This is a genomic window from Luteolibacter sp. LG18 (assembly GCF_036322585.1).
In the GTDB taxonomy this organism is placed as follows: Bacteria; Verrucomicrobiota; Verrucomicrobiia; order Verrucomicrobiales; family Akkermansiaceae; genus Luteolibacter.
Genome location: NZ_AP024600.1, coordinates 1,044,653 through 1,067,091, shown reverse-complemented (window position 1 = coordinate 1,067,091; position 22,439 = coordinate 1,044,653). Strand labels below are relative to the sequence as shown.

At 64.6% G+C, this 22,439-nt stretch carries 19 protein-coding genes; 7 read left to right on the top strand and 12 right to left on the bottom strand.

Going from position 1 to position 22,439, the window contains the following annotated elements; translation table 11 throughout:
• Positions 1 to 109: 109 nt before the first annotated feature.
• The 3 genes from llg_RS04495 to llg_RS04485 all read right to left on the bottom strand — a co-directional run bounded on the left by llg_RS04495 (position 110) and on the right by llg_RS04485 (position 6,275).
• Positions 110 to 4,612 (bottom strand): von Willebrand factor type A domain-containing protein, encoded by a 4,503-nt coding sequence (locus llg_RS04495; RefSeq protein ID WP_338288338.1) that lies wholly within the window; start codon positions 4,610 to 4,612, stop codon positions 110 to 112.
• Between the two features lie 31 nt (positions 4,613 to 4,643).
• Entirely contained in the window at positions 4,644 to 5,225 is a 582-nt protein-coding gene (locus llg_RS04490) for an RNA polymerase sigma factor (RefSeq protein ID WP_338288337.1), read from the bottom strand.
• Between the two features lie 93 nt (positions 5,226 to 5,318).
• Positions 5,319 to 6,275: a magnesium transporter CorA family protein gene (locus llg_RS04485; RefSeq protein ID WP_338288336.1), complete on the bottom strand. Its 957-nt coding sequence runs from the start codon at positions 6,273 to 6,275 to the stop codon at positions 5,319 to 5,321.
• A gap of 207 nt (positions 6,276 to 6,482) precedes the next feature.
• Here llg_RS04485 and tatC point away from each other — a divergent pair, with 207 nt between their 5' ends.
• Together tatC and llg_RS04475 are read left to right on the top strand one after the other, a co-directional pair.
• Positions 6,483 to 7,814, top strand: coding sequence for a twin-arginine translocase subunit TatC (gene tatC / locus llg_RS04480; RefSeq protein ID WP_338288335.1), 1,332 nt, complete (start codon positions 6,483 to 6,485; stop codon positions 7,812 to 7,814).
• Between the two features lie 175 nt (positions 7,815 to 7,989).
• A complete protein-coding gene (locus tag llg_RS04475) occupies positions 7,990 to 10,041 on the top strand; it encodes an enterotoxin (RefSeq protein ID WP_338288334.1) in 2,052 nt (683 codons plus the stop codon).
• A 103-nt stretch (positions 10,042 to 10,144) separates the two neighbouring features.
• Here llg_RS04475 and argH read toward each other — a convergent pair whose 3' ends face one another.
• The 5 genes from argH to llg_RS04450 form a co-directional block, all read right to left on the bottom strand.
• Positions 10,145 to 11,488 carry an argininosuccinate lyase gene (gene argH / locus llg_RS04470; RefSeq protein ID WP_338288333.1) on the bottom strand — a complete coding sequence of 448 codons (1,344 nt, stop codon included), beginning with the start codon at positions 11,486 to 11,488 and terminating at the stop codon, positions 10,145 to 10,147.
• Between the two features lie 79 nt (positions 11,489 to 11,567).
• Positions 11,568 to 12,404 (bottom strand): sugar phosphate isomerase/epimerase family protein, encoded by an 837-nt coding sequence (locus llg_RS04465; protein ID WP_338288331.1) that lies wholly within the window; start codon positions 12,402 to 12,404, stop codon positions 11,568 to 11,570.
• A 1-nt stretch (position 12,405) separates the two neighbouring features.
• Entirely contained in the window at positions 12,406 to 12,804 is a 399-nt protein-coding gene (locus llg_RS04460) for an RbsD/FucU family protein (RefSeq protein ID WP_338288330.1), read from the bottom strand.
• Positions 12,805 to 12,999: 195 nt separating this feature from the next.
• The gene (locus llg_RS04455) at positions 13,000 to 13,608 is read right to left on the bottom strand and encodes a hypothetical protein (RefSeq protein WP_338288329.1); all 609 of its coding nucleotides are present in this window, start codon (positions 13,606 to 13,608) and stop codon (positions 13,000 to 13,002) included.
• Between the two features lie 6 nt (positions 13,609 to 13,614).
• Complete coding sequence (locus tag llg_RS04450) at positions 13,615 to 14,112, bottom strand: transcriptional repressor (protein WP_338288328.1); 498 nt, start codon at positions 14,110 to 14,112, stop codon at positions 13,615 to 13,617.
• Positions 14,113 to 14,205: 93 nt separating this feature from the next.
• Here llg_RS04450 and llg_RS04445 point away from each other — a divergent pair, with 93 nt between their 5' ends.
• From llg_RS04445 to llg_RS04435, 3 genes are all read left to right on the top strand, one after another.
• Positions 14,206 to 14,655 (top strand): hypothetical protein, encoded by a 450-nt coding sequence (locus llg_RS04445; protein WP_338288327.1) that lies wholly within the window; start codon positions 14,206 to 14,208, stop codon positions 14,653 to 14,655.
• Between the two features lie 91 nt (positions 14,656 to 14,746).
• Positions 14,747 to 15,277, top strand: coding sequence for an STAS domain-containing protein (locus tag llg_RS04440; RefSeq protein WP_338288326.1), 531 nt, complete (start codon positions 14,747 to 14,749; stop codon positions 15,275 to 15,277).
• A gap of 41 nt (positions 15,278 to 15,318) precedes the next feature.
• Complete coding sequence (locus tag llg_RS04435; protein ID WP_338288325.1) at positions 15,319 to 16,758, top strand: GAF domain-containing SpoIIE family protein phosphatase; 1,440 nt, start codon at positions 15,319 to 15,321, stop codon at positions 16,756 to 16,758.
• Positions 16,759 to 16,950: 192 nt separating this feature from the next.
• Here the strand turns inward: llg_RS04435 and llg_RS04430 are convergent, their stop codons facing one another.
• A complete protein-coding gene (locus tag llg_RS04430) occupies positions 16,951 to 17,817 on the bottom strand; it encodes a hypothetical protein (RefSeq protein WP_338288324.1) in 867 nt (288 codons plus the stop codon).
• Between the two features lie 13 nt (positions 17,818 to 17,830).
• Complete coding sequence (gene acs / locus llg_RS04425; RefSeq protein ID WP_338288323.1) at positions 17,831 to 19,840, bottom strand: acetate--CoA ligase; 2,010 nt, start codon at positions 19,838 to 19,840, stop codon at positions 17,831 to 17,833.
• A 503-nt stretch (positions 19,841 to 20,343) separates the two neighbouring features.
• Here acs and llg_RS04420 point away from each other — a divergent pair.
• Positions 20,344 to 20,637, top strand: a complete 294-nt coding sequence (locus tag llg_RS04420; protein WP_338288322.1) for a hypothetical protein — start codon at positions 20,344 to 20,346, stop codon at positions 20,635 to 20,637.
• 1 nt (position 20,638) lies between these two features.
• Entirely contained in the window at positions 20,639 to 21,058 is a 420-nt protein-coding gene (locus llg_RS04415; RefSeq protein WP_338288321.1) for a hypothetical protein, read from the top strand.
• A 10-nt stretch (positions 21,059 to 21,068) separates the two neighbouring features.
• Here llg_RS04415 and llg_RS04410 read toward each other — a convergent pair whose 3' ends face one another.
• Together llg_RS04410 and llg_RS04405 are read right to left on the bottom strand one after the other, a co-directional pair.
• Positions 21,069 to 22,058, bottom strand: coding sequence for a pseudouridine synthase (locus llg_RS04410; RefSeq protein ID WP_338288320.1), 990 nt, complete (start codon positions 22,056 to 22,058; stop codon positions 21,069 to 21,071).
• 121 nt (positions 22,059 to 22,179) lie between these two features.
• The gene (locus llg_RS04405; protein ID WP_211630986.1) at positions 22,180 to 22,335 is read right to left on the bottom strand and encodes a small basic protein; all 156 of its coding nucleotides are present in this window, start codon (positions 22,333 to 22,335) and stop codon (positions 22,180 to 22,182) included.
• Positions 22,336 to 22,439: the final 104 nt, after the last annotated feature.

The following is a 22,439-nucleotide window of genomic DNA, read 5'->3' as shown; positions in this document are numbered from 1 at the left end:
CCCGGCCGGGGCCGGTGGAAAATCGATCGGTGGGTGCGTGCGTCGCGGGCGTGGTTCTCCAAACGGGATATCACGGTCCCGCGGCGCGTTGTGTAAATGGAGCGTCAATTCAACGGAGCTTCCCGGTCATCCCGGTGAGCTCGCCGACGCGGCTACTGGTGCTGTAGTAGGTTTTGACCCGCGAGATCACGGGGGCCAGCGTGGTGAAATCGGTGGCGTCGGCCAGCGGGCCGCCGCGGAGCTTCTCGGCCGCCAGCATCGCCAGCGTCGCGAGCTGGATCGAGGGCCGCGCCTGGTCGAAGGCCGGGGTCTTCTCGTCGTGGGGCACCGTCCAGGTGTTCTCCACCATCCGGCCGGAGGCGGTGTCGCGGAAGCGCACGCTCACCTCGCCGATCTCGCCCGTGCCGCCGGGGATCGTCTCGACCTGATAGAGCGCCACGCCCGCCTCGTCCGCGGCCAGCTCGGCGGCGTCCACCGCGTCGTTGCGGAAGTCCTCGGTGTTGAGGCGGTGCTTCTCGAAGCCGATCAGCTTGTAGCGGGAGACCCGGTCCGGATTGAAATGGACCTGCACCTTCACGTTCTCCGCCGCGGGGCGGAAGGCTCCGGCGAGCTGCTTGGCGAAGTTCGCGTCCGCGTCCTTCGGGTCGTTGACGATGTAGTAGCGGCCGTTGCCATGGCGGGTCAGCGCCTCCAGCATCCGGTCGTTCAGCCCCCCCGCGCCGATGCCCGCCGCGTCGAAGGCGATGCCCTGCTGGCGCAGCGCGGCCACCTTCTGTGCAAGGTCTTCCGGCTGGGCGTTGCCGAGGTTCGCCGCGCCGTCGGTGAGCAGCACGATGCGGTTCTGGGCGGCGGGGTTCTTGCGCTGGATGGCCAGTTCCCCGGCCAGCTTGAGGGCTTCCTCCAGGTTGGTGCCGCCTTCGCTCGGCAGCTTGTCCACCAGCTCGACGAGCTTCGCGGCCTCCGCACCGGACAGGCGGTCCGCCAGCAAATGCGGCGTCCGCGAGAAACCCGCCAGCGTGACCGTGTCACCCGGTTGCAGCAGCGAGGCAAGCTGGCCGATCGCGGCCTTCAGTCCCTCGTGGCGGTCATCGCGTTCCATCGAACCGGAGTTGTCCAGCAGCAGCGTGAGATTGAGCGGCTGGCCCTGGCCGCGACCCGCCGAGCCGACCCGCATCGCCACCCGCACCAGGTTGCGCTGCGGCAGCACCGGATGCGCCGCCTGCTCGATGGTGCATGCCACCGGTTCGCCCGGCGCGGGCGCGGGATCGCCGTAATCGAAGGCGTTGTAAAACTCCTCGGTGCGGATCTGGTCCGCCGAGAGGCGTTCGCCGCGGTCCAGCGCCGCCTTCGCCAGCTTGAACGAGGCATCGCTGACATGCAGCGAGAACGTCGAGAACGGTTCCGCCGCGGCGACGGTTTCATCCACCGGCACTGGCGCGGGTTTTGGCTGGGCGGCCGCGGAGGCAGCCTCCGCGATCTCGAGCTGTTTCTTGAGATTGGCGAGTTTCGCGCGTTGGAGTTGGGTGGCATCCTCGGAGAGGACTTTGACCTTCGCAAGACGGTCGTCCGCCACCTTGTATTGGGCGGTGAGTGTCTCGCGCAGGCTTGTCACTCCGTCATCGAGTTGGCGCTTCGTTTTCGCCAAGGCTTGGGCCTGGGCCTGAACCGTTGGGTGACTGTCGGCCAGACCTTCGGCCTTCAATTTTCCCAAGGCGCGTTGCTGCTCCAGGTACTGCGGATACACCGTCTTGAGGACGTTTTCCGGCAGATTCAGACCGGCGGCGTAGCTGAGAAGTTGGTCGTTGTCATATTTCTGCAAGGTCTGGATCTGGCTTTCGAGCTGGACCTTCTCTTGCTCCAGCTTGTTCGCGGTGTCGCGTGCGCTCACGGCCCCGCGGTCGTCCTCGTTGATGTCGGAGCGATAGATGCTTTCTTGCCCGGTGAGAATGATCTGCTTGGCACGAAGGATATTGGTCAGCAGCTTGCGCTTTTCCTCGACCCGGTCCTCCTGGACCTGAAGCTCGTGGCTAAAGGTCGTGGCCGTGGCGTCATCCGCGGCTTTCGGCGAGGACTTCATCTTCGCCATCGCTTCGCGGTTCCTGGCTTTCAGCGCCGCAAGCTGCTCCTGCGACTTTTCAAGCTCCCGCTTGGCCTGGGCGTAGTCGGTGCTGTCGACCGAGCGTTCAAGCGCGGAGTCCAGCCCTTGGGTCTTGGCGATCTCCACCTCCTGCTCCCGGATCTCCCGTTTGAGGCTTTCCACCGAACGGGCTTCGGGTTGCGCTGGAACTGCGAGTTCCCACGCGCGGTCCGTTTGCATCAGCAGTTCGGCTTTGGAGTGGTCGTAGGCGGCCCGGTAATAGTCCGAGTTCGCGTTGTTGATTCGCTCCATCATGCGCCGGGCCGCGCTATTGTAGGGATCGATCCGGAGAACATTTTCGGCCTCCTTCTTCGCCTCGTCGTACTTGCCGAGGTTGTAGTTGCCTTCCGTTAGGTAAAGGCCCTTCCGGACCTTCTCAACGTTCTGAGCGTGTTCGGCCGCTAGCGCCGGATCGTTGTGGATCGGGTCCTTGAGGTGGGCCTGCATCCTTCTCGCGTCGAGATTCTCCGGATCGGACGAGACCAGCTCATCGAGGACTTTCCGAGCCTCTTCGATCTTACCTTGTTTCTCGTAATCCATCGCCAAGGCCACGTTGCCGTCGGCGAGATGCTCCTTGTAGGATTTCAATCGTTCTTCCGTCGCCGGGGCGTTGGGGAGCCGGTCGATGGCCTGTTTGTATTTGTCGACTGCGCCCTGGTGGTCGCCGCGGGCGTATGCCTCCCGTCCTGCAATCAAAAGCTGGTCGCCAGCGGCGACGGCTTCTTGGCGGCGGACCATCTCGCGCTGGGCCACGCTCGCCCCGTATGGAGCCGCGGCGGTCTGGCGTTGTTCGTCTTCAGGCTTTCCGGAGGCCGGGGTGGCGGGAGCAGCCGGAGGATTGGGAGCGAGGCGGGGGCGGTCGGCTGGCTCTCCGGAGCTAAACGGATCCGTGGGCGAGTCAGCATCTTTGGCCAAGCTCGTGTCCTCCAGTTGTTTCGTGATTCTGGGGGCCGGGGTTGCCTGAGCGGCGATGTCTGCCAATCCGAGGCGCTCCGTCTCCGCCGCTCCGTTCGCGGTGAGGCTGCTGCGATCCGACTTGTTGGCATTGTAGATATTCCCGCTCTTGTCCTCTCCGGCCCAAGCTTGGGCGGCTTGCTTCTCGGCGGGCGTGGCTTTCGCTTTCGTTCCCTCGTCCTGCACGTTGAAGGCGAACGCATCGGCGGGTTTGGCATCCGCGTCCTTCATCGTCTTGGCGACGTCGGCCGCATCTTTGGACGCCTCACCGGAATCGCGGAAGATGTAGTCGCTGGAGTAGCCGATGTGGAGTTCTCCCTCCACCCCGCCGGATTCAGTTTTGGCGAGATCACCCTTGTTGCCGGAATCCCGCATTTGGCTGGGGATGTCTTCGCGAGGGCCGACTTCGCTTTGCGCAACCCGGTTCGGATTGTTCAGCACTGCGTCGATGTTGTTGCGCGTGATCGCACCATCGCCCGAGCGCAGGCCGCCGGTAATTATGTTGGTCACGTCAGCGCCGGACGCCGCCGGGACACCGCTGATGACGGCACCATCCACGGGGGATATGATCCCTGCCCGGTCATTCTTCGCGATCGCGGCCGCGCCATCGGTGGCGAGGCTTCTGGAAAACTCCGCGGGCTTCGCCGCTGGTGCCGCCGGGGCGGATTCCGGCATCACTCCGCCGATGGGACGCGATGGGGGCGGAGCCGCGGCCGGTGTCGGCGTTGGCGCGGAGGAAGCCAGGCCTGAACCGAGGGCCTTCTCCGCCGCACGGAGCGAGCTGGCCGCGGCCGGCTTCGCGGGAGCCTTCGCCCCTTTCTTCCTCTCCGCGGATTCACTCAGGGTGTTCTCGTTCTTCGCGAGGGCATCGCTGTCCGCTCCCGGTCCGAATGCACCTCCGCGTCCGCCGCCGCTTCCCAAACCGGACGCAAATTCCGTCCGCGATTGCAGACCGGGCATGGCGGGCATCGTGCTCTCGAGATCCGCGATGGGCGGCAGCACCGGCTGGCTGGAGGCGTAGCCTTCCGCGATCGCCCGCGTCCGCGGCGTCATACGCTCGCTGACCTCATCCTTTTGAATCGCCATCGCGAAGGTCCGGTTCGAAATCTTCGCGCCGCTCTCGCTGGTGGGCGCGAAGACATAGCGGAACCCCGCGGCCAGCACCAGGCACGCGGCCGTGGCCATCAGCGCTTGCCGGACCCATGGCTGGCGGAAACGTTTCGCCACCACCACGTTCGGCGGGGCCGCGTGCATCGCTCCGAAAAGCGCCTCGATCTTCGCCCGCTTTTCGCCGGGCAATTTCCACGCCTCATCCGGCCGGGAGGCCTCGTCCTCGGAGAGCAGCCCGTGCAGCGCCTGCATGCGGCGGCGGAACACCAGCAGCTCCGGCCGTTCCTCGCACAGGCGTTCCAATTCCGCGGCTTCAAACGCCGAGGCATCGCCCAATACCCACGCGACGATGCGCGCTTCGATCGGTTCGTCACCGACGGGTTCGAGCGGGTTGGAATCTTCTTCTTTCATGGAAACAAATCGGAAATCGGTTGGGTTCCTCTCAGCCTTCCGCGCTTTCGACGCCCATCCGGCGGAGCGAATCGGCCAGGCCTTTGAGGAGGTGGTGGAGTTTGTAGCCGACGTTCCCGGCGCTCAGGCCGGTGCGGGCGGCGATTTGGTCGTATTTCAGTTCCTCCTGGTATTTCAGTTTCAGGAGCTGGCGGTCGCCGTCGTCCAGTTCGGACACCAGCAGCCGGAGGGTGCCCACCGCCTCCATCCGCCCCAGTTGGTGGTCGGCGGTGCGGGCGGGGCCTTCCCATTCGTGGTCGTCGTCCAGGGGCGACTCGCGGTTGCGTTGTCGGAGGTGGTTGATGGCGAGGTTCCGGAGGCAACGGTAGAGCCAGGCACGGGGTTGCTGGACATCCGCCCAGTGCTGGTGGAGCCGCAGGAAGGCCTCCTGGACGAGGTCCTCCGCGGTTTCCCGCACTCCGGTCAGGCCGTGGGCAAAGCGGAGCAGCGGCGTCTCCTCCGCCTCGAAAATCTGGTGGAAGCTTGGTTTGTCCCCGGAGAGCGGGCATGGAGGCGCGTCCGCCTCGTCGGCGGAGTCAACCGGCATCAGGGTGGTGGAGATCCGGATTTCCATGGATGACGGCATGCGCGCTCATGCTTCGTTATCCAATCAGACACGGCAGGGGGAGGATTCTTGGATCTTTTTTCGGATTTTCTCCGAGGGGGCTCACCGGACCCGCCGTTTCCGCTTCCGCGGCTTCACCAGGATCTCATGGAGCACCCGCCAGGTGATGATCCCCAGCACCACCATCGCCACCATGAAGATGGAGTAGGAAATCCGCCAGTCCATGCCGCCGGTCATCATCGTGAACTCGGACATCCCGCCGATCCCCGCGATCAGGTTCAGCGGCAGGAACACGATGTTGATGAGCGTCAGGTTCTTCAGCAGCGCGTTCATGTTGTTGTTCAGGATGTTCCCTCGGGCATCCATCAGCCCGGAAAGGATGTCCGAGTAGATCTCGGCCTGTTTGCACGCCTGCTGGTTCTCGATGATGATGTCCCCGAGCTGCTCGCGCTGGGCCTCCGTCCAGCCGAAACGCCCCGCCGATCCGCGCAGTTGCGCCAACACCGTGGCGTTGGATTCCAAAGAGTTGCGGTAATAAATGAGCGCCTCCCCGAGCGAGAACATCTGGAGGAAATAGCGGTTCTCCATCGAGCCGGTCAGCTTGTTCTGGAGGCTGTTCGAGAGCAGCTTGATCGCCTTCAGGTGGGACAGGTAGTGCCGCACGGTGTGGAGCAGGAGCCGCAGGATCAGGTCGTTCTGGCACGCCATGCCCCGGAAATCCCGGCTCGCGAACTGCGGCGGATCGTTGTCCAGGTCGATGATCACCGTCTTCCCGCCCTGGATCAGGATGCCCAGCGAGGACACGTTGAACTCGATCGTCTCCGCCGCCGAGGCGTTGTCCGCGTGCTTCCAGATGATCAGCTTGTACTCGTCGTAGATCTCGGTACGGGAAATCTCGTCCGGGTCCAGGATCGAATCGAGCGTCGCCTGGTCCAGCCCGTAGTCCTGGAGGATCGTCTCCTTTTCCTCCCGCGTCGGATTGCAAATCACCACGATCGAGGCGTTCGGATCGTCGACCGGGACCAGCGCCCCGTCCTTGAACTGGTGGTGATGGATCATGCCGAGGGTGGGGAAAGGGGCGATTGGGCGGAAACCCGCTGCCGGAAAGCCTATGGCGGCAGCGTCACCCGTTTGTGGCGGATGGGAACGCGGGCGTCGAGAGGCGATTGGTGACAGACCGGCGGGCGCGGAGGCGTTTTTCGGGCCCGCCTTCATCCGTCTTGCGGGCGGGCGGGTCCGCATCTTGAATGCCGCTGTCACGCCGCCATGTTCATCCTCAAAAAACTGTTCCAGCTCCGGGATCACGCGAATGTCGAGTCGGAGAAGCCGTTCCTGGAGCACCTCGAGGACTTGCGGCAGACCATCACCAAGATGGTGCTGGTGCTGGTGGTTGCGATGCTCGCCTGCTTTTCGCTCCAGGGCCGCCTGATGCACATCCTGCGGCTGCCCGTGGAAAAGGTCGGCCGCCTGCATGCCGAGGGTCTGATCCCGGAGGAGGACAAGGTCGCCAAGGCGGTCAACGTGGACCAATGGGACCTCGCCAAGAAGATCGAGCGGGCCACCCCGACCCTTTCCCCGGCGGACCTCGCCGCGCTCTACTCCGCCAGCGGTGACGCGGACCTGCCTTTCCACGTCCGCTCCGTGTCCTTGCTCCGCGCCGCCCTCTCTCTGCCGGAGGGATCCAAGCGCGAAGCCTTCCTGAACAGCATCCCCGGAGGCCCCCCGGGCAGCTACTCCGCTTCCGACGTCCAGAAGCAGATCCGCGCTCTGATCGAGTCCAAGGCCAGCCCGGAGTTCGATCCGAAGGGCGGCACCATGTCCGCCCTGAAGCCCACCGAGTCCTTCATGCTTTCGATGAAGCTCGCGTTCTTCGCCGGCATCGTCGTCAGCTTCCCGCTGCTGCTTTACTTCCTCCTCCAGTTCATCCTTCCAGGCCTCCATGGCCACGAGAAGAAGATCCTGTGGCCGGCGCTCGCCATCGGCTTCGGGCTGTTCCTCTTCGGCGTGCTCTTCGCCTACTTCCTGGTGCTGCCGAAGGCCCTGCTGTTCTTCGCCGAATGGGGCAAGGACATGGGCATCTCCAATGACTGGCGCATCGGCGAATACATCTCCTTCGCCACCCAGTTCACCCTCCTCTTCGGGGCCTCCTTCGAGTTGCCGGTGGTGGTCATGGTCTGCGTGAAGCTCGGCCTGCTCGGCTACGAGACGATGAAGAAGACCCGCCGCTACGCCATCGTGGCCATCTTCGTCATCGCCGCCGTGCTCACCCCCACGCCGGACATGATGACCCAGTGCCTCATGGCCGCCCCGATGGTGATCCTCTACGAGGCCTGCATCTGGCTGGCCTGGTGGGACGAGAAGAAAAAGGCGAAGCTCGATGAAGCCGAGGCCCGCGAACGCATGGAACGCCTGCTGCTCGATGCCGAACAGCATCCGGATCCCTACGCCACCGAGGAAGGCGAGGACCAGGGCCTGCCGCAGGTCCGCGCCGCATCCCATCACGAAGAGATCGCTGGGGACCACGACGAACCGCCCGTCGAGCACGACCCGGACCTCCTGCCACCGCCTCCGACCCAGGAAGAACCGCGGAAGGAGTAATCAAGGAGTAGGGACATTCCTGTCCCGTCTCTGGAATATTTGCCAGCGAAGCTGGGTGACCTTTGGAAACGGGACAGGAATGTCCCTGCTCCTTGGCATTACAAACGCCGCGGCGGCTTTCCGTCTCCGCCGCTTGTCTTCGGACGCCGCGGGCGGAATCCTCGCGGCGTTCTTTATGAAACCGTTCCGTCCGTTCTGGCTCGCCGCGCTGGCGTTGTCCGCATTCCCCCTTGCCGCCGTCGCCGCTCCCGCGGAAACGCCGGCCGCCGTTTCCGGCTCCACCGTCACCGACAGCCGCGCGGTGATCGCCAATGACAAGCTCGCCCTCACCGTGATCCTCGACGAGGGCCGCGTTACCGGCGTCCGCCTTGCCGACAAGGTCAATGGCCGCAGCTACGACCTCGGCACCAAGCTCTTCGAATTCTCCGGCGAGGAAACCGACGACGAATACGGCAAGCCCCAGACCTACACCCGCGGTTCGGCCCACTGGGTCGCCTCCAAGCCCGTCGCCGGGAAAATCGAGGCCAAGCCCGATGCCCGCCGCCTCGCCGACCGTGCCGCGGCCCAGACCCTGGAGATCCGCTTCGCCTGGGACGCCTCCGGCAACGAGATCGTCTGGCGCGCCGAACTCCGCGACGGTGCCGCCTACCTCCGCCAGACCGTCACCCTCACCCCGCACATGGACAACGGCGACATCAAGGAGATCAAGCTGCTCGATTTCGCCGCCGACAATGCCCGCGTCCAGGGCTCCGTCCAAGGCGCGCCCGTCACCGTCAACGACACCCTCTACTGCGGCATCGAGCACCCGATGGCCGCGAACAGCGTGAAGGACGGCCGCGTCACCGCCCTGCTCACCCGCAAGACCAAGGTCGCCAATAACAAGCCGCTCGTCGTCTCGTCCATCGTCGGCGTCGCCCAGCCCGGCCAGCTCCGCCGCGAGTTCCAGCTCGGCTACATCAATGCCGAGCGCGCCCGCCCCTACGCCCCGTTCCTGAACTACAACACCTGGTATGACATCGGCTACTTCAGCCGCTTCGATGAAAAGGCCGCCATGGACGTGGTCCGTGCCTACGGCGAGGAGCTGGTGAAGAAGCGCGGCGTGAAGGTGGACAGCTTCCTCTTCGACGATGGCTGGGACGATCCCGCCACCCTCTGGCAGTTCAACAAGGGCATGCCGAACGAGTTCAAGGAAGTCCGCAAGCTGGCCGAAAGCTACGGCGCCAGCCCGGGCGTCTGGTTCTCACCCTGGGGCGGCTACGGCCCGCCGAAGGACGCCCGCATCGCCGCTGCCAACACCGGTCGCGAGAAGGGCAAGGAATACGAGACCAACGAGACCGGCTTCGCCCTCTCCGGAAAGAACTACTACAAGCTCTTCCGCGACATGTGCCTGCGCATGATCCGCGACAATGGCATCAACCACTTCAAGTTCGATGGCACCGGCGACGCCGGCAAGGTCCAGCCGGGCTCCGATTTCGGCAGCGACTTCGAGGCCGTCATCGCCCTCATCGGCGATCTCCGGAAAGAGCGGTCCGATCTCTACATCAACCTCACCACCGGCACCTGGGCCTCGCCGTTCTGGTTCGGCACCGCGGACTCGATCTGGCGTGGCAACTACGACCACGAGTTCATCGGCACCGGCACCCACCGCCAGCAGTGGATCACCTTCCGCGACGCGAACATCTACAAGAACAACGTCGCCGTCTCGCCGTTGTTCCCCATCAACTCGCTGATGGTCCACGGCGTGATCTACGCCAAGCACGCCCGCTGGCTGAACGAGGATCCGGGCAACAACCTGCCGGAGGAAATCTGGTCCGGCTTCGCCTACGGCACCCAGATGGAGGAGATGTACATCACCCCGTCCCTGCTCACCCAGGAGAACTGGGACACCCTCGCCGCCGCCGCGAAGTGGGCCCGTGGCAATGCCGCCACCCTGGTGGACACCCACTGGATCGGTGGCGATCCGGCGAAGCTCGAAACCTACGGTTGGGCCTCCTGGTCGAAGGAAAAGGGTATCCTCTGCCTCCGCAATCCCTCCGACCGCGAGCAAACCTTCTCCGCCACCCCGGCCTCGCTGTTCGAGCTCCCGGCCGGTGCCGCGGGCTCCTACAAGCTGGTTTCCCCGAAGGGTGACACGATCCCCGGCGACGGCACCATCGCCGCCGACAAGCCGCTGGCGATCACCCTGAAGCCCTTCCAGGTGCTCGTCTTCGAGGCGCTGCCGAAGTAGGGCAAGTTTGTAATTCGCCGCATCTCACGGCGGGCATGTTGGAGACGTTCGGGCTTCCTGAACGTCTCCACTTCGCCCATCCGCAACTTGCAAAGTTGCTCTACTACTTCCGCTTCGCGATCTCCGCCTTCACGTTCTCCGGGTTCGGAGCGCCCGGGTTGGTGCGGGCCGCGAGGGCGCGGTCGAGCGAGAACACCGACTTCGCGTCCGCCGTGTAGGCCGGATCGATGGCGGTGAGGTCGAGCTGGTCGAGCGGCACGCCCGTGGCCACGGACTCGGCCACCGCCTTGCCCACCAGCTCGTGCGCGTGGCGGAAAGGCACGCCCTGCTTCACCAGCCAGTCGGCCAGGTCGGTCGCCAGCAGCATCGGGTCGCTGGCCGCGGCGCGGCAGCGCTCGGTGCGGATCTCCATCGCGGCGATCATCTCGGAATTCACCGCGAGGATCAGCTTGAGGGTGTCGATCGAGTCGAAAAGCGGCGGTTTGTCCTCCTGGAGGTCGCGGTTGTAGGTGAGGGGCAGGCCCTTCACGGCGACGAGGAGGTTCATGAGGTTGCCGACGAGGCGGCCGGTCTTGCCGCGGGTCAACTCGCAGACGTCCGGGTTCTTCTTCTGCGGCATCAGCGAGGAGCCGGTGGTGTGCGCATCGGACAGCGTCACGAAGCCGAACTCCGCCGAGCACCACAGGATCAGGTCCTCGCTGAGGCGGGACAGGTGCACGCCGCACAGCGAGATCGCGAACAGCAGCTCGGCGATGTAGTCGCGGTCGGCGATGGCGTCCATCGAGTTGACCGTGACGCCATCGAAGCCGAGTTCCGCGGCGATCGCGCGGCGGTCGAGGTTGATCGTGGAGCCAGCCAGCGCGCCGGAGCCGAGCGGGGAAATGTTGAGCCGTTTCCGGCAATCGACGAGGCGCGAGCTGTCGCGGTCGAGCATCTCGACGTAGGCGAGCAGGTGGTGGCCCACCGTCACCGGCTGGCCGCGCTGGAGGTGGGTGTAGCCCGGCACCACCGTGGCGGCGTGCTTTTCCGCCTGGGAAAGCAGGGCGCTTTTCAGGGTCTCGATCCCGGCCAGCAGCTCGCCGATCTCGTGGCGGGAATACAGGCGGGTATCGGTGGCGACCTGGTCGTTGCGGGAGCGGGCGGTGTGGAGCTTCGCGCCGGCCGCGCCGATGCGCTTGGTCAGCTCCGCCTCGATGTTCATGTGGATGTCCTCCAGCGAGGTCTTGAACTCGAAGCGCCCGGCCTCGATGTCCGCGAGGATCTCCTTCAGCCCGGTCTCGATCTGCGAGAACTCGTCCGCCGTGAGCAGCCCGGCGTTCATCTGGGCGCGCGCGTGGGCGATCGAGCCCGCGATGTCGTGCGGGAACAAACGCCAGTCATACGAGATCGACTCGCCGAATTGTTGGACGAGCGAGGAGGTGTCTTGGGCGAAGCGGCCTTTCCACATGGCGGTAATCGGGGATGGTGCGGACGGCGCGCCCGCGCGCTCCGTGTAACCGCGAACGCCCCCGAGGAAACGCGAAAAATCAAACCGCCGCGAACGCCCGCAGCGAGGCCAGCGTTTGGGCCGCCGCCGCATCCGCGTCCGGACGCGGGAAAATCTCCGCCGAGACATAGCCGGTGTAGTCCGCCTGCCGCAGCGCTGCCACCAGCGGGGCGGGATCGGTGTGGCCCGTGCCCATCGCGAGCCGCTGCGAATCCGCCCAGTGGACATGCCCCAGCCAAGGGCCCGCGGCCATCAGTGCGGCCGCCACGTCGTCCTCCTCGATGTTCATGTGGAAGAGGTCCGCCAGCAGCTTCACGTTCGCGATGCCGCGTTCCTCCAGGAAGGCCGCCGCGGCGGCCTGGAGATTGAAAAGGTTTGTTTCGTAGCGGTTGAGGGCCTCGTAGAGGAATGGCACGCCGTAGGGAGCCGCCGCGGCTCCCGCCTCCTGCAGCGCCTCCGCCAGCCAGTCGAGCGCCTGCTCCCGGCTCACCGTGCCGCCGGATTTTCCCTGCATCGAGCCCAGGATCACCGGCGCGCCGAGCTTCCCGGCGAAGTGGATCATCTCCCGCAGGAAGGTCCGCGCCTTCTCCCGCTGCCCGGCATCGGGATCGGTCAGGGAAAGCCCGTGCTTCACCATGCCTGCACCGGAACCCACCGCTGCGATGGCCAGCTTGTGTTGATCGGCAAGTGCCAGGATTTCCTCCACCGGCACGGCATCCGGTCCCGGCAGGAACAGTTCTACGGCATCGAACCCATGGGCAGCGGCCTTGGCGAAGCCGTCTTCCAGAGTGCCATGGAAGACGAATGGACCTGCCGCCGCCTCGGGAAAGGTGCAGAGGGTGACGGCGGTGCGGAAGGGGGATGGCGCGTGGCTCATTTCAGGCCGATTCCAGGATGATGTTTCCGTAGGGAGTCGCGTCACCGGTGCGGATCAGGCCGATGGCCCCCGGCACCAGTTTCTTGAAATCAACGTGCGGCAGCTTGGTCACCGTCGCGCCCTCGATGGCAGCGAAGGCCGAGTCAAAGCGCGCGATGGTCGCCGCGTCGTTCACCTTCGCGAATTCCTCGGCCTGCCAGATCTTCCCGATCTGGAAATTCGGGGCCAGCACGTTGAGGACGTCCAGCACCGTCGGGATGCCGTGGGTCAGGGAAATGTCCACCGTCTCGATCTCGGGCCAGAATGGGAAAGCCCAGTCGGAAATGACGAGGGTGTTGGTGTGGCGGACGCGCGCCACCAGATCGAGCACGTGCGGATTGAAAATGCCGGATTTCAACATGACGGCGCGCAGCATGAATGCCGCGGCCGGTTTGTCACCTGTTAAAATCTGCGGATCCTTTCGTTTTATCGCAGTCAAAAATCGTCATCAAAAGTAGCGCGAAGCTTGGCTTCGCGTGCAGGTGACGGCGCTTTTCGGAAAAGGGCATTCCCGGTTCCATCGGGCTCTCCTCCACACGCGAAGCCAAGCTTCGCGCTACTCCTTCAGCTTGATCCGGATCTGGCCGTCCTCCACCTGGATGTCCTCCACCCCCGCCAAGCCACCGCGTCGGCCTTGGCCGACGGTGTCGCCCAGCAGGTCGTGGCCCTTCAGGCCGCCCAGCCAGTCGTTCGGCAGGGAAATCCCCCACACCGTCAGGTCATCCAGCACCAGATGCGGCTGGCCCTGGTCGTTGCTGACGAAGAACCGCGCGCGGGCTTTCAGGCGTTTGCCGCCGACCACCGGCAGGTCCTTGTCCAGATCGGTCTCGTAGCGGGCGTGGACCGCGCCCTTCACCAGTTCGAACTTCAGCGTGTTGCCGAGCTGTGTGTTCTCGTTGAGCAGGCCGTTCAGCTCGCGCTCCGTGAGAATGATCTCCTTCGCGCCCTTCTCATAGGTTGGCCGGGCAGGGGCCTGCACAGCCTCCAGCTTTTGTTCCACCGCGGCCTTTTCCTGGGCGCTGAGCTGGACCGGCTGGATCGGCCGGTTGACCCACCACCATGCCCCGATCACCACCAGCAGCACCACGATGATGCTCACGAGGATCGGAACCAGACAGCCGCGCTTCTTCACCGGCGCGGGCGTGGGAGGGGGCACGTCGGACATGGCGGCTCAGCGTTTCTTTCTCAGGCGTTTGCCGGACAGGCGGGCGGCGATCAGGTTCGGGCAGCGGCCCTTGAGGCGCAGTTGCTCGCAGCCAGCCTCGATTTTCAGCGATTGGCGCACCGGGCGAAAGCCCAGCCGGCGCGTCACGCAGTCGTTGATCAGCTCGATGTGGGAGTCCTCGAACTCGACCACCCGGCCGCAGTCGATGCACACCAGATGGTTGTGCGCCGGCTTGTCGACGAAGTTCGGGTCGTAGGTCTTGTGGTTGTCCCCCAGCTCGATCTCCCGCAGCAGCCCGGCCTCCACGAGCAGCGAAAGCGTGCGGTACACCGTGGCACGGGACGCCGTCGAATCGGCGCGGGTCACCCGCTCGAACAACTCGTCGGCGGTGAAATGGTCATCGGTGGCGAAGGCGGCGCGCACGATCACATCGCGCTGGCCGGTGCGGCGCAGGCCTTTTTTGCGGATGAAGGTGTCGAGTCGGTCGAGGACGGCTTGGTCCATGGGTGGCAGCTTAGGCGAGGATTTGTCCGGGAGCCAAGAACCGATGGAACTTCGGGGTTGGAAAAGAACCGGCGGCTGCTTGAATGCCCGCCGATGAGACCCTTGATCCTCGTGGCCCTGACCGCGCTCCTCGCTTCCTGCGCCAGCAGGCAGCCGCTGGTGGTGAAGCAGTTCACCCTCCGCGACGCGGGATCCGATTACAACGAGGACCCCATGATCCGGGGTGAAAAGCTCCGCCGTCTCCACGGGGCCATCGGCGTGAACGAGCAGGCCCAGCGGCTCGGTCAATATTACGACGTGATCTGGTCGGATGCCTCCACCGGTGCCCCGGCCGAGATCGTTTTCGAATACCAGCAGGGGGCCACCGGCAGCCGCGTGAAGCGCCAGACCAAGCAATTCGACGCCTCCGCCACCGCGGGCAAGGCCGAGTTCGCCATCATCGGGGACAACTACACGAAAGGCGGCAAGGTTCTCGCCTGGCGGATCTCCCTCCGCCGCGGCGGACAGGAGATCGCCTCCCGCCGGTCCTATTTGTGGCAATGATTTGACAGAATTAGAACGGATGGGCGGTTGACCCGAACCCCGGATGGAAGTTTAATAGCCTGCACCTCCCGCTTATTGCGGGATGACTCCCGTGACTGCTGAAAATGCCATTCTCGTCGGAACCTACGACGGGTTCACTTGGATTCGATGCGAAGGAAAAGGTTCGTTCCTGACGAGCCCGGCCCTGAAGGAATACGCTGAATCCCGGATCGCCGCCGGTGAGCGCTGTCTCGTCATCGATCTCGCCGCCTGTACCGGCATGGATTCCACCTTCATGGGCACGCTGGCCGGGCTCTCCGCCCGGCTTTCCGCACCGGGGGGCAAGGTCCAGGTCGCCGAGGCGGGCGAGCGCAACCGCCGCTCCCTCGAGGATCTCGGTCTCGACTTTCTCCTGGAGATCGATCCGCCGGTCGCCCCGTGGCGCGGCAAGGTCGATGAAATCCGCGCCTCCCTGTCCCCGCTCCAGGCTCCGGGCCTTCCTGGCCAGCTCGACCGGGCGAAACACGTGCTGGAGGCACACAAGGTTCTTTCTTCCGCCAGTGGCGAGAATGCGAAAAAATTCGCGGGCGTGGTGAGTCTACTCGAGGCGGAGGTCGCCTCGAAACGCAGCGAGGAAGGCTGACCCCCGGTTGTGGATGGGTGGTCGCTGAAATAGGAAACCGGATGTACGCCGCCATCGCATTCACACTTCTCGGCCTGGTGATCCTGGTCGGAGGACTGATCCTGCACGATTGGGCATGGCGGCTGCGGCGGATGAAAACCCGCCTGAAGGATTTGGAAGGCGAGGAGCACCGGATGTTCGCCTTCCTCCACGATCTGGGCAGCGCCATCGAGAGCGACACCACCATCAAGGCGCTCTCCCGCATGATCGTTGATGGCATCGACAAGGTCGTCACCGCCCGCGGCGGGGCCATCTACTACCTCAGCGATGACGGCCAGCACCTGATCCCGGCCTACGTTTCGGAGAACTGCCCGCCGCTGATCGGCGTGCCGGTGGAGATCCGGAAACGCGCCGAGCGCGATCCGCGCGTGCTGGAAAGCCATGTGCGTCTCGCCAAGGTCGGGGTGGACGATGGTATCCTCGGCCACAGCCTGACCGTCGGCGAGGCCATCCGTGTGCCGGACGTGAAAAACCACGACGCCTTCCGCGATGCCTTCATCCGTTACGATGGTGAGGTCGCCGCGCTGGTCGCTCCGCTCCGCCACGCGGGCAAGGACCTCGGGGTGATCGCCGTGGCCCGCCAGCACGAGGATGGCCCCTTCAGCGGTAACGATTTCGCCGTGTTCCGCTCGGTGGCCGAGCAGTCGTCCTTCGCCATAGGCAACGCCAACATCCACCGCGAGGCCCATGAGAAACGGGCCATCGAGAGCGAACTGAAAACCGCCCGGGACGTGCAGCACGTTCTCCTGCCGCAGGCCGATCCGGTCATCGCCGGCTACCGGATCAGCGGCACCAACCTGCCCGCCCGCATCATCAGCGGCGACTACTATGACTACGTGGGCATTGGCGACGACCGCCACGGCATCGCCATCGCCGACGTTTCCGGCAAGGGCGTGGCGGCCGGCCTGCTGATGGCGATGTGCCGCAGCGTGCTCCGCTCCGCCGCCACCGGGGAATACTCCCCGGCCAAGGTGCTTTCCGCCGTCAACCGCCAGCTTTTCCCGGACATCCGCGAGGACATGTTCATCAGCATGGCCTACGCCATCCTCCATCCCTACGAGGGCCGCGTGACCATGGCCCGCGCCGGCCACGATCCCGCCCTGCTCTACCGCCGCCGGGAAGGCACCGTCGAGTTCCTGAAGCCGCCGGGCCTCGCCGTCGGCATCGATGCCGGGGACGTTTTCGAGCGGGTCACCCGCGATTTCGAGATCACCCTCGAAAGCGGCGATTGCCTGCTGTTCTACACCGATGGCGTGAAGGAAGCCGTCGACCCGAAGGAGGAGGAATTCGGCGCCAAGCGTCTCTCCGACGTCTTCCAGGCCGCCGCCCCGCTCGGCGCGGAGGAGATCCTCGCCTCGGTCCAGCGCGAGCTGAAAGCCTTCACCGGCGAAACCTCCCGCCAGATGGACGACATCACGCTCGTCGCCATCGAGAAAAGATAGAGCCCAGAGCCCAGAATCCAGAATCCAGAACCCAGAACCCAGAACCCAGACAAGAAGGGGTGGATTCGGGCCATGGAAAAGTGAGGGGCAGATAGGAGGAATCCACTTCCTACCCAGCAGAGGATTTTCGCATTCCTCTCTTCTCTGGGTTCTGGATTCTGGGCTCTTGAATCTCCGCCGCAGGCGGCGGGCTCAAGACTGCCCGGCCAGACGGTGGTTCATCGCGATCGATGCCCGCAGCGCGCGCATCACCTCCACCAGCCCGCGGTGTGGCTTGGCGGCTTCGGTGCAGTGTGGGTGCCGGGGATTGCGGCTCACGAAGCGCCCGATCTCCGAATGGAGCTGGCGCATCTGGGTCTCGATCAGACCGAGTTCGGCCCGGTGGGTGGAAATCTCGCGGTTCGCGTCCCCGATCACCTGGAAGGCGTGGGACGCCTGTTCCCGGCGGACCTGGCGCTGCTCGGTGAGTTTCGCGTCGCAGGCGTCCAGTTCGACATCGCCGACCTCGATCTTTTCGGCGATCTCCGCCCGCTGTTGCTTCAGCTCGGCGAACTTCTCCTTCAGTTGCTCCAGCTTCTCGCGGGCCGCGATGATTTCCGGGCTGTCGGTGCTCTCCTTGGTGAGTACCTCCAGTTTCATCTTCACCCCGTCGTAGCTGCGGCGGACCTCCCGGGCGCGTGCCACCACCTCGTCGCGCTGGCGGGCCAGCGTTTCGAGGTGGGTCATGATCGCGGTCCGTTCCTCCGTCACCCCTTGCTGGGGCTCGGTCTGGGTATTGAGCAGGCTGGATCGCTCGGCATGCGCCACCGCGAGCTCCTCCTCGCACACGGCGAGGCGCTCGCGGATCGATTCCTGCTCCTTCACCAGCTTCCGCAGGTTCCAGTATTCCACGGACAACTCCTCGATCTCCGCCACCCGTTCCCACACGGACATGCCGAGAAAGGTCTCGGCATCCCGCAGCAGGTGCATCTCGCTGGCCGCGTCCGACATCCGCTTGGTCTTGCGGTGGATGCCGAACGCCTGCGCGACGCGGGCGACGAAGAATTTCGTGGGTGTCATCGGGAAAGCCGGATCAACGGGCGAGCGAAGCCCGAAGATTGGCGATCACGTTGTGATCTTCAAGCGTCGTTGTGTTGCCAGAAACGTCACCTGTGGTGACCAGTTCCTTCAGCAGGCGGCGCATGATCTTGCCGGAGCGGGTCTTCGGCAGGGCTGGGGTGAAGTGGATGTCGTCGGGCTTGGCGATCGCGCCGATCACGGTGCCGACGTGGTTGCGGAGCTTGATCCGGAGTTCCTCGGTGCCCTCGAAGCCTTCCTTCAGGGTCACGAAGGCGACCACGGCCTGGCCCTTGAGGTCGTCCGGGCGGCCGATCACGGCCGATTCCGCCACGGACGCGTGGGCGACCAGGGCGCTCTCGATCTCGGCGGTTCCGAGGCGGTGGCCGGAAACGTTGAGCACGTCATCGAGGCGGCCGATGATCCAGAAATTGCCGTCCTTGTCGCGGCGCGCGCCGTCGCCGGCGGTGTAGAAGCCGGGGAAGTCGGACCAATAGGTCTTCTTGTAGCGGGCCTTGTCGTTGTAGATCGAGCGGGTCATGGACGGCCACGGCTTGCGGATGACCAGGCGGCCGTCCTCGTTGGCTTTGCACTCCTTGCCGGACTCGTCGAGGATCGCCGCGTCCACGCCGAAGAACGGCAGGGTGGCGGTGCCCGGCTTGCACGGGGTCGCGCCCGGCAGCGGGGTGATCATGATGGCACCGGTCTCGGTCTGCCACCAGGTGTCCACGATCGGGCAGCGGGAGCCGCCGATCTTCTTGTAGTACCACATCCAGGCCTCCGGGTTGATCGGCTCGCCCACCGAGCCGAGCAGGCGCAGCGAGGACAGGTCGTGCTTGTCCGGGAACTGGTCGCCCGCCTTGATGAAGGCGCGGATCGCGGTCGGCGCGGTGTAGAAAATCGTGACGCCGTATTCCTCGATCATCTGCCAGAAACGGCCGAAGTCCGGGTGGTTCGGCGCGCCTTCGTACATCACCTGGGTGACGCCGTTGGCCAGCGGGCCGTAGACGATGTAGGAGTGGCCCGTGATCCAGCCGACGTCCGCGGTGCACCAGTAAACGTCGTCATCGCGCATGTCGAAGACATACTTGCAGGTGGCGTAGGTGCCCACGAGGTAGCCACCGGAGGTGTGGAGGATGCCCTTCGGCTTTCCGGTGGAACCGGAGGTGTAGAGGATGAACAGCGGGTGCTCGGAATCGAAGGCCTTGGCCACGTGCTTCGAGGACACCTTGGCGGATTCGTCGTGCCACCACACATCGCGGCCCTCGGTCATCGCGGTCTCGTTGCCGGTGCGCTTCAGTACGATCACCGTCTTGACCTTGTCATACTTCGAAAGCGCCTCGTCCACCGCCGGCTTGAGCGGGACGATCTTGCCGCGGCGCCAGCCGCCGTCGGCGGTCACGATCGCGGTCGCGCCGGAGTCCTCCAGGCGGTCGACGATCGCCTCCGAGGCGAAGCCGCCGAACACCACCGAGTGCACCGCGCCGATGCGGGCGCAGGCGAGCATCGCCACCGCGGCCTCGGGAACCATCGGCATGTAGATCAGCACGCGGTCCTTGGCCTTCACGCCGTTCGCTTCGAGTACGTTGGCGAAGCGGGCCACGTCCTTGGCCAACTGGCCGAAGGTGATCACCCGCTTGTCGCCTGGCTCGCCTTCCCAGATGATGGCGGCCTTGTTCTTGCGCGGGCCCTCGGCGTGGCGGTCCACGCAGTTCTCGGCCACGTTCAGCTTGCCGCCCTGGAACCACTCCGCGTACGGGGCCTTCCAATCGAGCACCTTCTTCCACGGCTTCCGCCACACCAGCTCCTTCGCCTCACGGCCCCAGAAGGTGGAAGGCTTCTCGATCGATTCCTTGTGCAGCGCCTTGTACTGCTTCAGCGAGGAAATGCGGGCCTTCGAGGAGAACTCCTTCGATGGGGTGAAAACGGGATCGGCCGCGTGGCTGGTGACCGGGGCCTTCTTCGACGAGGCCTTTTCTTTCTTCGCGCCCTTGGGCTTCGCGTCCTTTTTGGATGACTTGCTCATGATCGATGGAATGCAGCTAACAAATGGAAAATGAAACCCCGTGCGGGCTCTATGTTGGCTGGGAACCTATGAAAGCCGCTCTCGGGACGACAAGCGTCCGATGAGGTTTTTTCGTCACCCGTTTGAGGTAGGGAAAGCTGCCCACCTAGCTGGTCCTGGAACCTAGGAGGGCGTGTCCCCGTGCCAAATCCCTTCGATCTCGCCCCGGATCTGGCTTCCCCAGGTCGAACGTATCCGGGCCAGGATGCCCCGGATCATCCGATGGGCCTCCCTGAGGTCCAAGACGCCTTCTTCCAATTGGAGGTAATAGCCGCCATCTCCCGCGTAGATGCCCCAAACCGTGGCTCCGATCCGCCACTGGCCTTCTCCCTGACCGTAGTTCAGGGCTTCCCCTTCAGATCCCTCGGGAATCAGGGAGCCCAAATCATCGAGCGACCTGATTGCCAGCCGGGAAGAGTTTCTGAGTGAAATCCTGAGCATCCGCGAATAACGATGAGACCACCATGAGCGCCCCGTGGCCATTCGATCAATCTCCGAACTGCGCGACTTTCACCACTTCCCTGGTGATGCGGGAGCACGAACCCATCACTCATGTCTACCATGACGAAGATGACCACGCATGGCAGTTTCATGCGGCTGACGCAGCGTCGGAGGATCAAATGATGATCGTTGCCTTGAAGGAGGTGGTTGACCTGGATCCCTCGGTTTTGGAAGTGGCGGACTTGCCGCCCGGTTGGATGGCCATCCGGCCCTCCTTGGCTGCGCCGTGGAAGCGAACGCAGGTTCCAGTCGGATAGGATGGGTCTCATCGCTTGGGAGTCCTACTTGTTGGGAATCGCGGAAAGAGTTCAAACCCTACTCAGGGCAATTGATCCCAAGCGGTTTTCCCTGTGGGCAGGCAGTGGTGGCTACAGCGCCATGGACGATGTCGTCCGCTTTTTGGAGGAGGCCATCGAGGAAGCTCTCTCCGAATGTGAAGAAGATACGAGTTTTTTGGCTCATCTCGCTGGATACCTCCATGCCTTGGTGACGCTCGGCCAGGGCACCAGCGGATATGCCATCACCTCCTGTGATGTTGAGGGATGGAAACTGCGAACGATGACGGCGTACAGCCGTCTTCGAGAGGCGAGTCCGGGATCTTTGGAAGAAGCGCGGGATCAGCGGGAATTCTTGCTCTCGCTATTCGAGCGATTGAAGGCGCTTGCGGCCCAAGACTGAGACTTGCCGATCACCGGTGCCGCTTGCTGCCCGGGCGCTTCGGGGTGCGCTCGGAGCGGGAGGTGGCCTGCGGGCGGCCGCGCTTGGCGGGCTTCGGCTTCTTGGTGAGGTCCACCTTGGCGCTGGCGCGCGGTTTCGGTCCCGCGGTCGGGCGGGCGGCGGGTTTCGCCGTTTTCCGGGCGGCCGGTTTGCCGGCGGCTTCCGCGGCGGCGGCGCGGGCCTTCTGGGCCTTTTCCACCGCCTTGCGCTCGTCGAGGATTTCCTTGGTGAAGACCTTGGTGCTGCCCGCGGCTTTCGGGTTCTTCAGCAGCATGCCGATTTCGGTGGCATTGAGCTGCTGGAAATCGCCCGGTTCAAGGTCGCCCAGCCACAGTGAGCCGATGCGCACGCGCAGCAGCTTGGTGACCTGGTAGCCCATCGCCTCGAACATGACGCGGATCTGCCGCTTCGCGCCGTGCTCGAGCACGATCTTGATGCGGCGCGCGGACTGGCGCTCGATCGACTTCGCCTTCAGCTTGCCCTCCGGCGTGTAGATGCCGACGAGGAACTGGTCGAGATGCGGGTTCTCGAACGGTTGATTCGAGGTGACGTGGTACTCCTTCTCCATCGACTTCGATGGATGCATGAGTTTCTGCGTCAGGTCGCCGTCGTTGGTGAGAATGAGGAGCCCTTCCGAATCGCGGTCGAGGCGGCCGACGTGGTGGAGGTGGTGAAGCCCGGGCGGCAGGAATTGGTAGATCGTTTCCCGGCCCAGCTCGTCTTCCTTGGTGCAGACGAAGCCGCGCGGCTTGTGGAAGACCACCACCACCGGCGTCTTGGTGACGACTCGGCGGCCGTCCACCTTCACGTGGTCCTCCGGGCCGATGCGCATCCCGGGATTGGTGCAGGAGTGGCCATTGACCTCCACGCGGCCGGTCTGGATGAACTCGTCACAGCCACGGCGCGAGCCGATGCCGCAGGAGGCGAGGAACTTGTTGAGGCGGATGCCTTCTTCGCTCATGGCTGGAGATCTCGGGAAACGGTCGGGAAAATCTAAACACCGGAACCGGTGTCGTTAAACGCGAAAAAGCGCGGCCCCGCGAGGGATCCGCGCGTTTTGCGGAAAAGCAACGGGAAGGCGATCAGCCCTCGTGCTTGGTCTTCGGCAGACCGATCGGGGTGCGACCGGCTTTCCATTCGCCGCGCTCCTTGAGGAGCTTCACGCGCTCGAAACGCTTGAGGACGGAACGCTTGCCACCAACGGTGCCGCTGGCCTTGAGGCTGTTGTGCTTGGACATGACAGGAAAAAGTTCGGTTTTGGAACGCGGGGCGCGGAACCTAGGAAGGGTTCGCCCGCTTGGCAACCCGAAAATCTAAAAGTTCGGGCTGCCGGGGAAGCAAA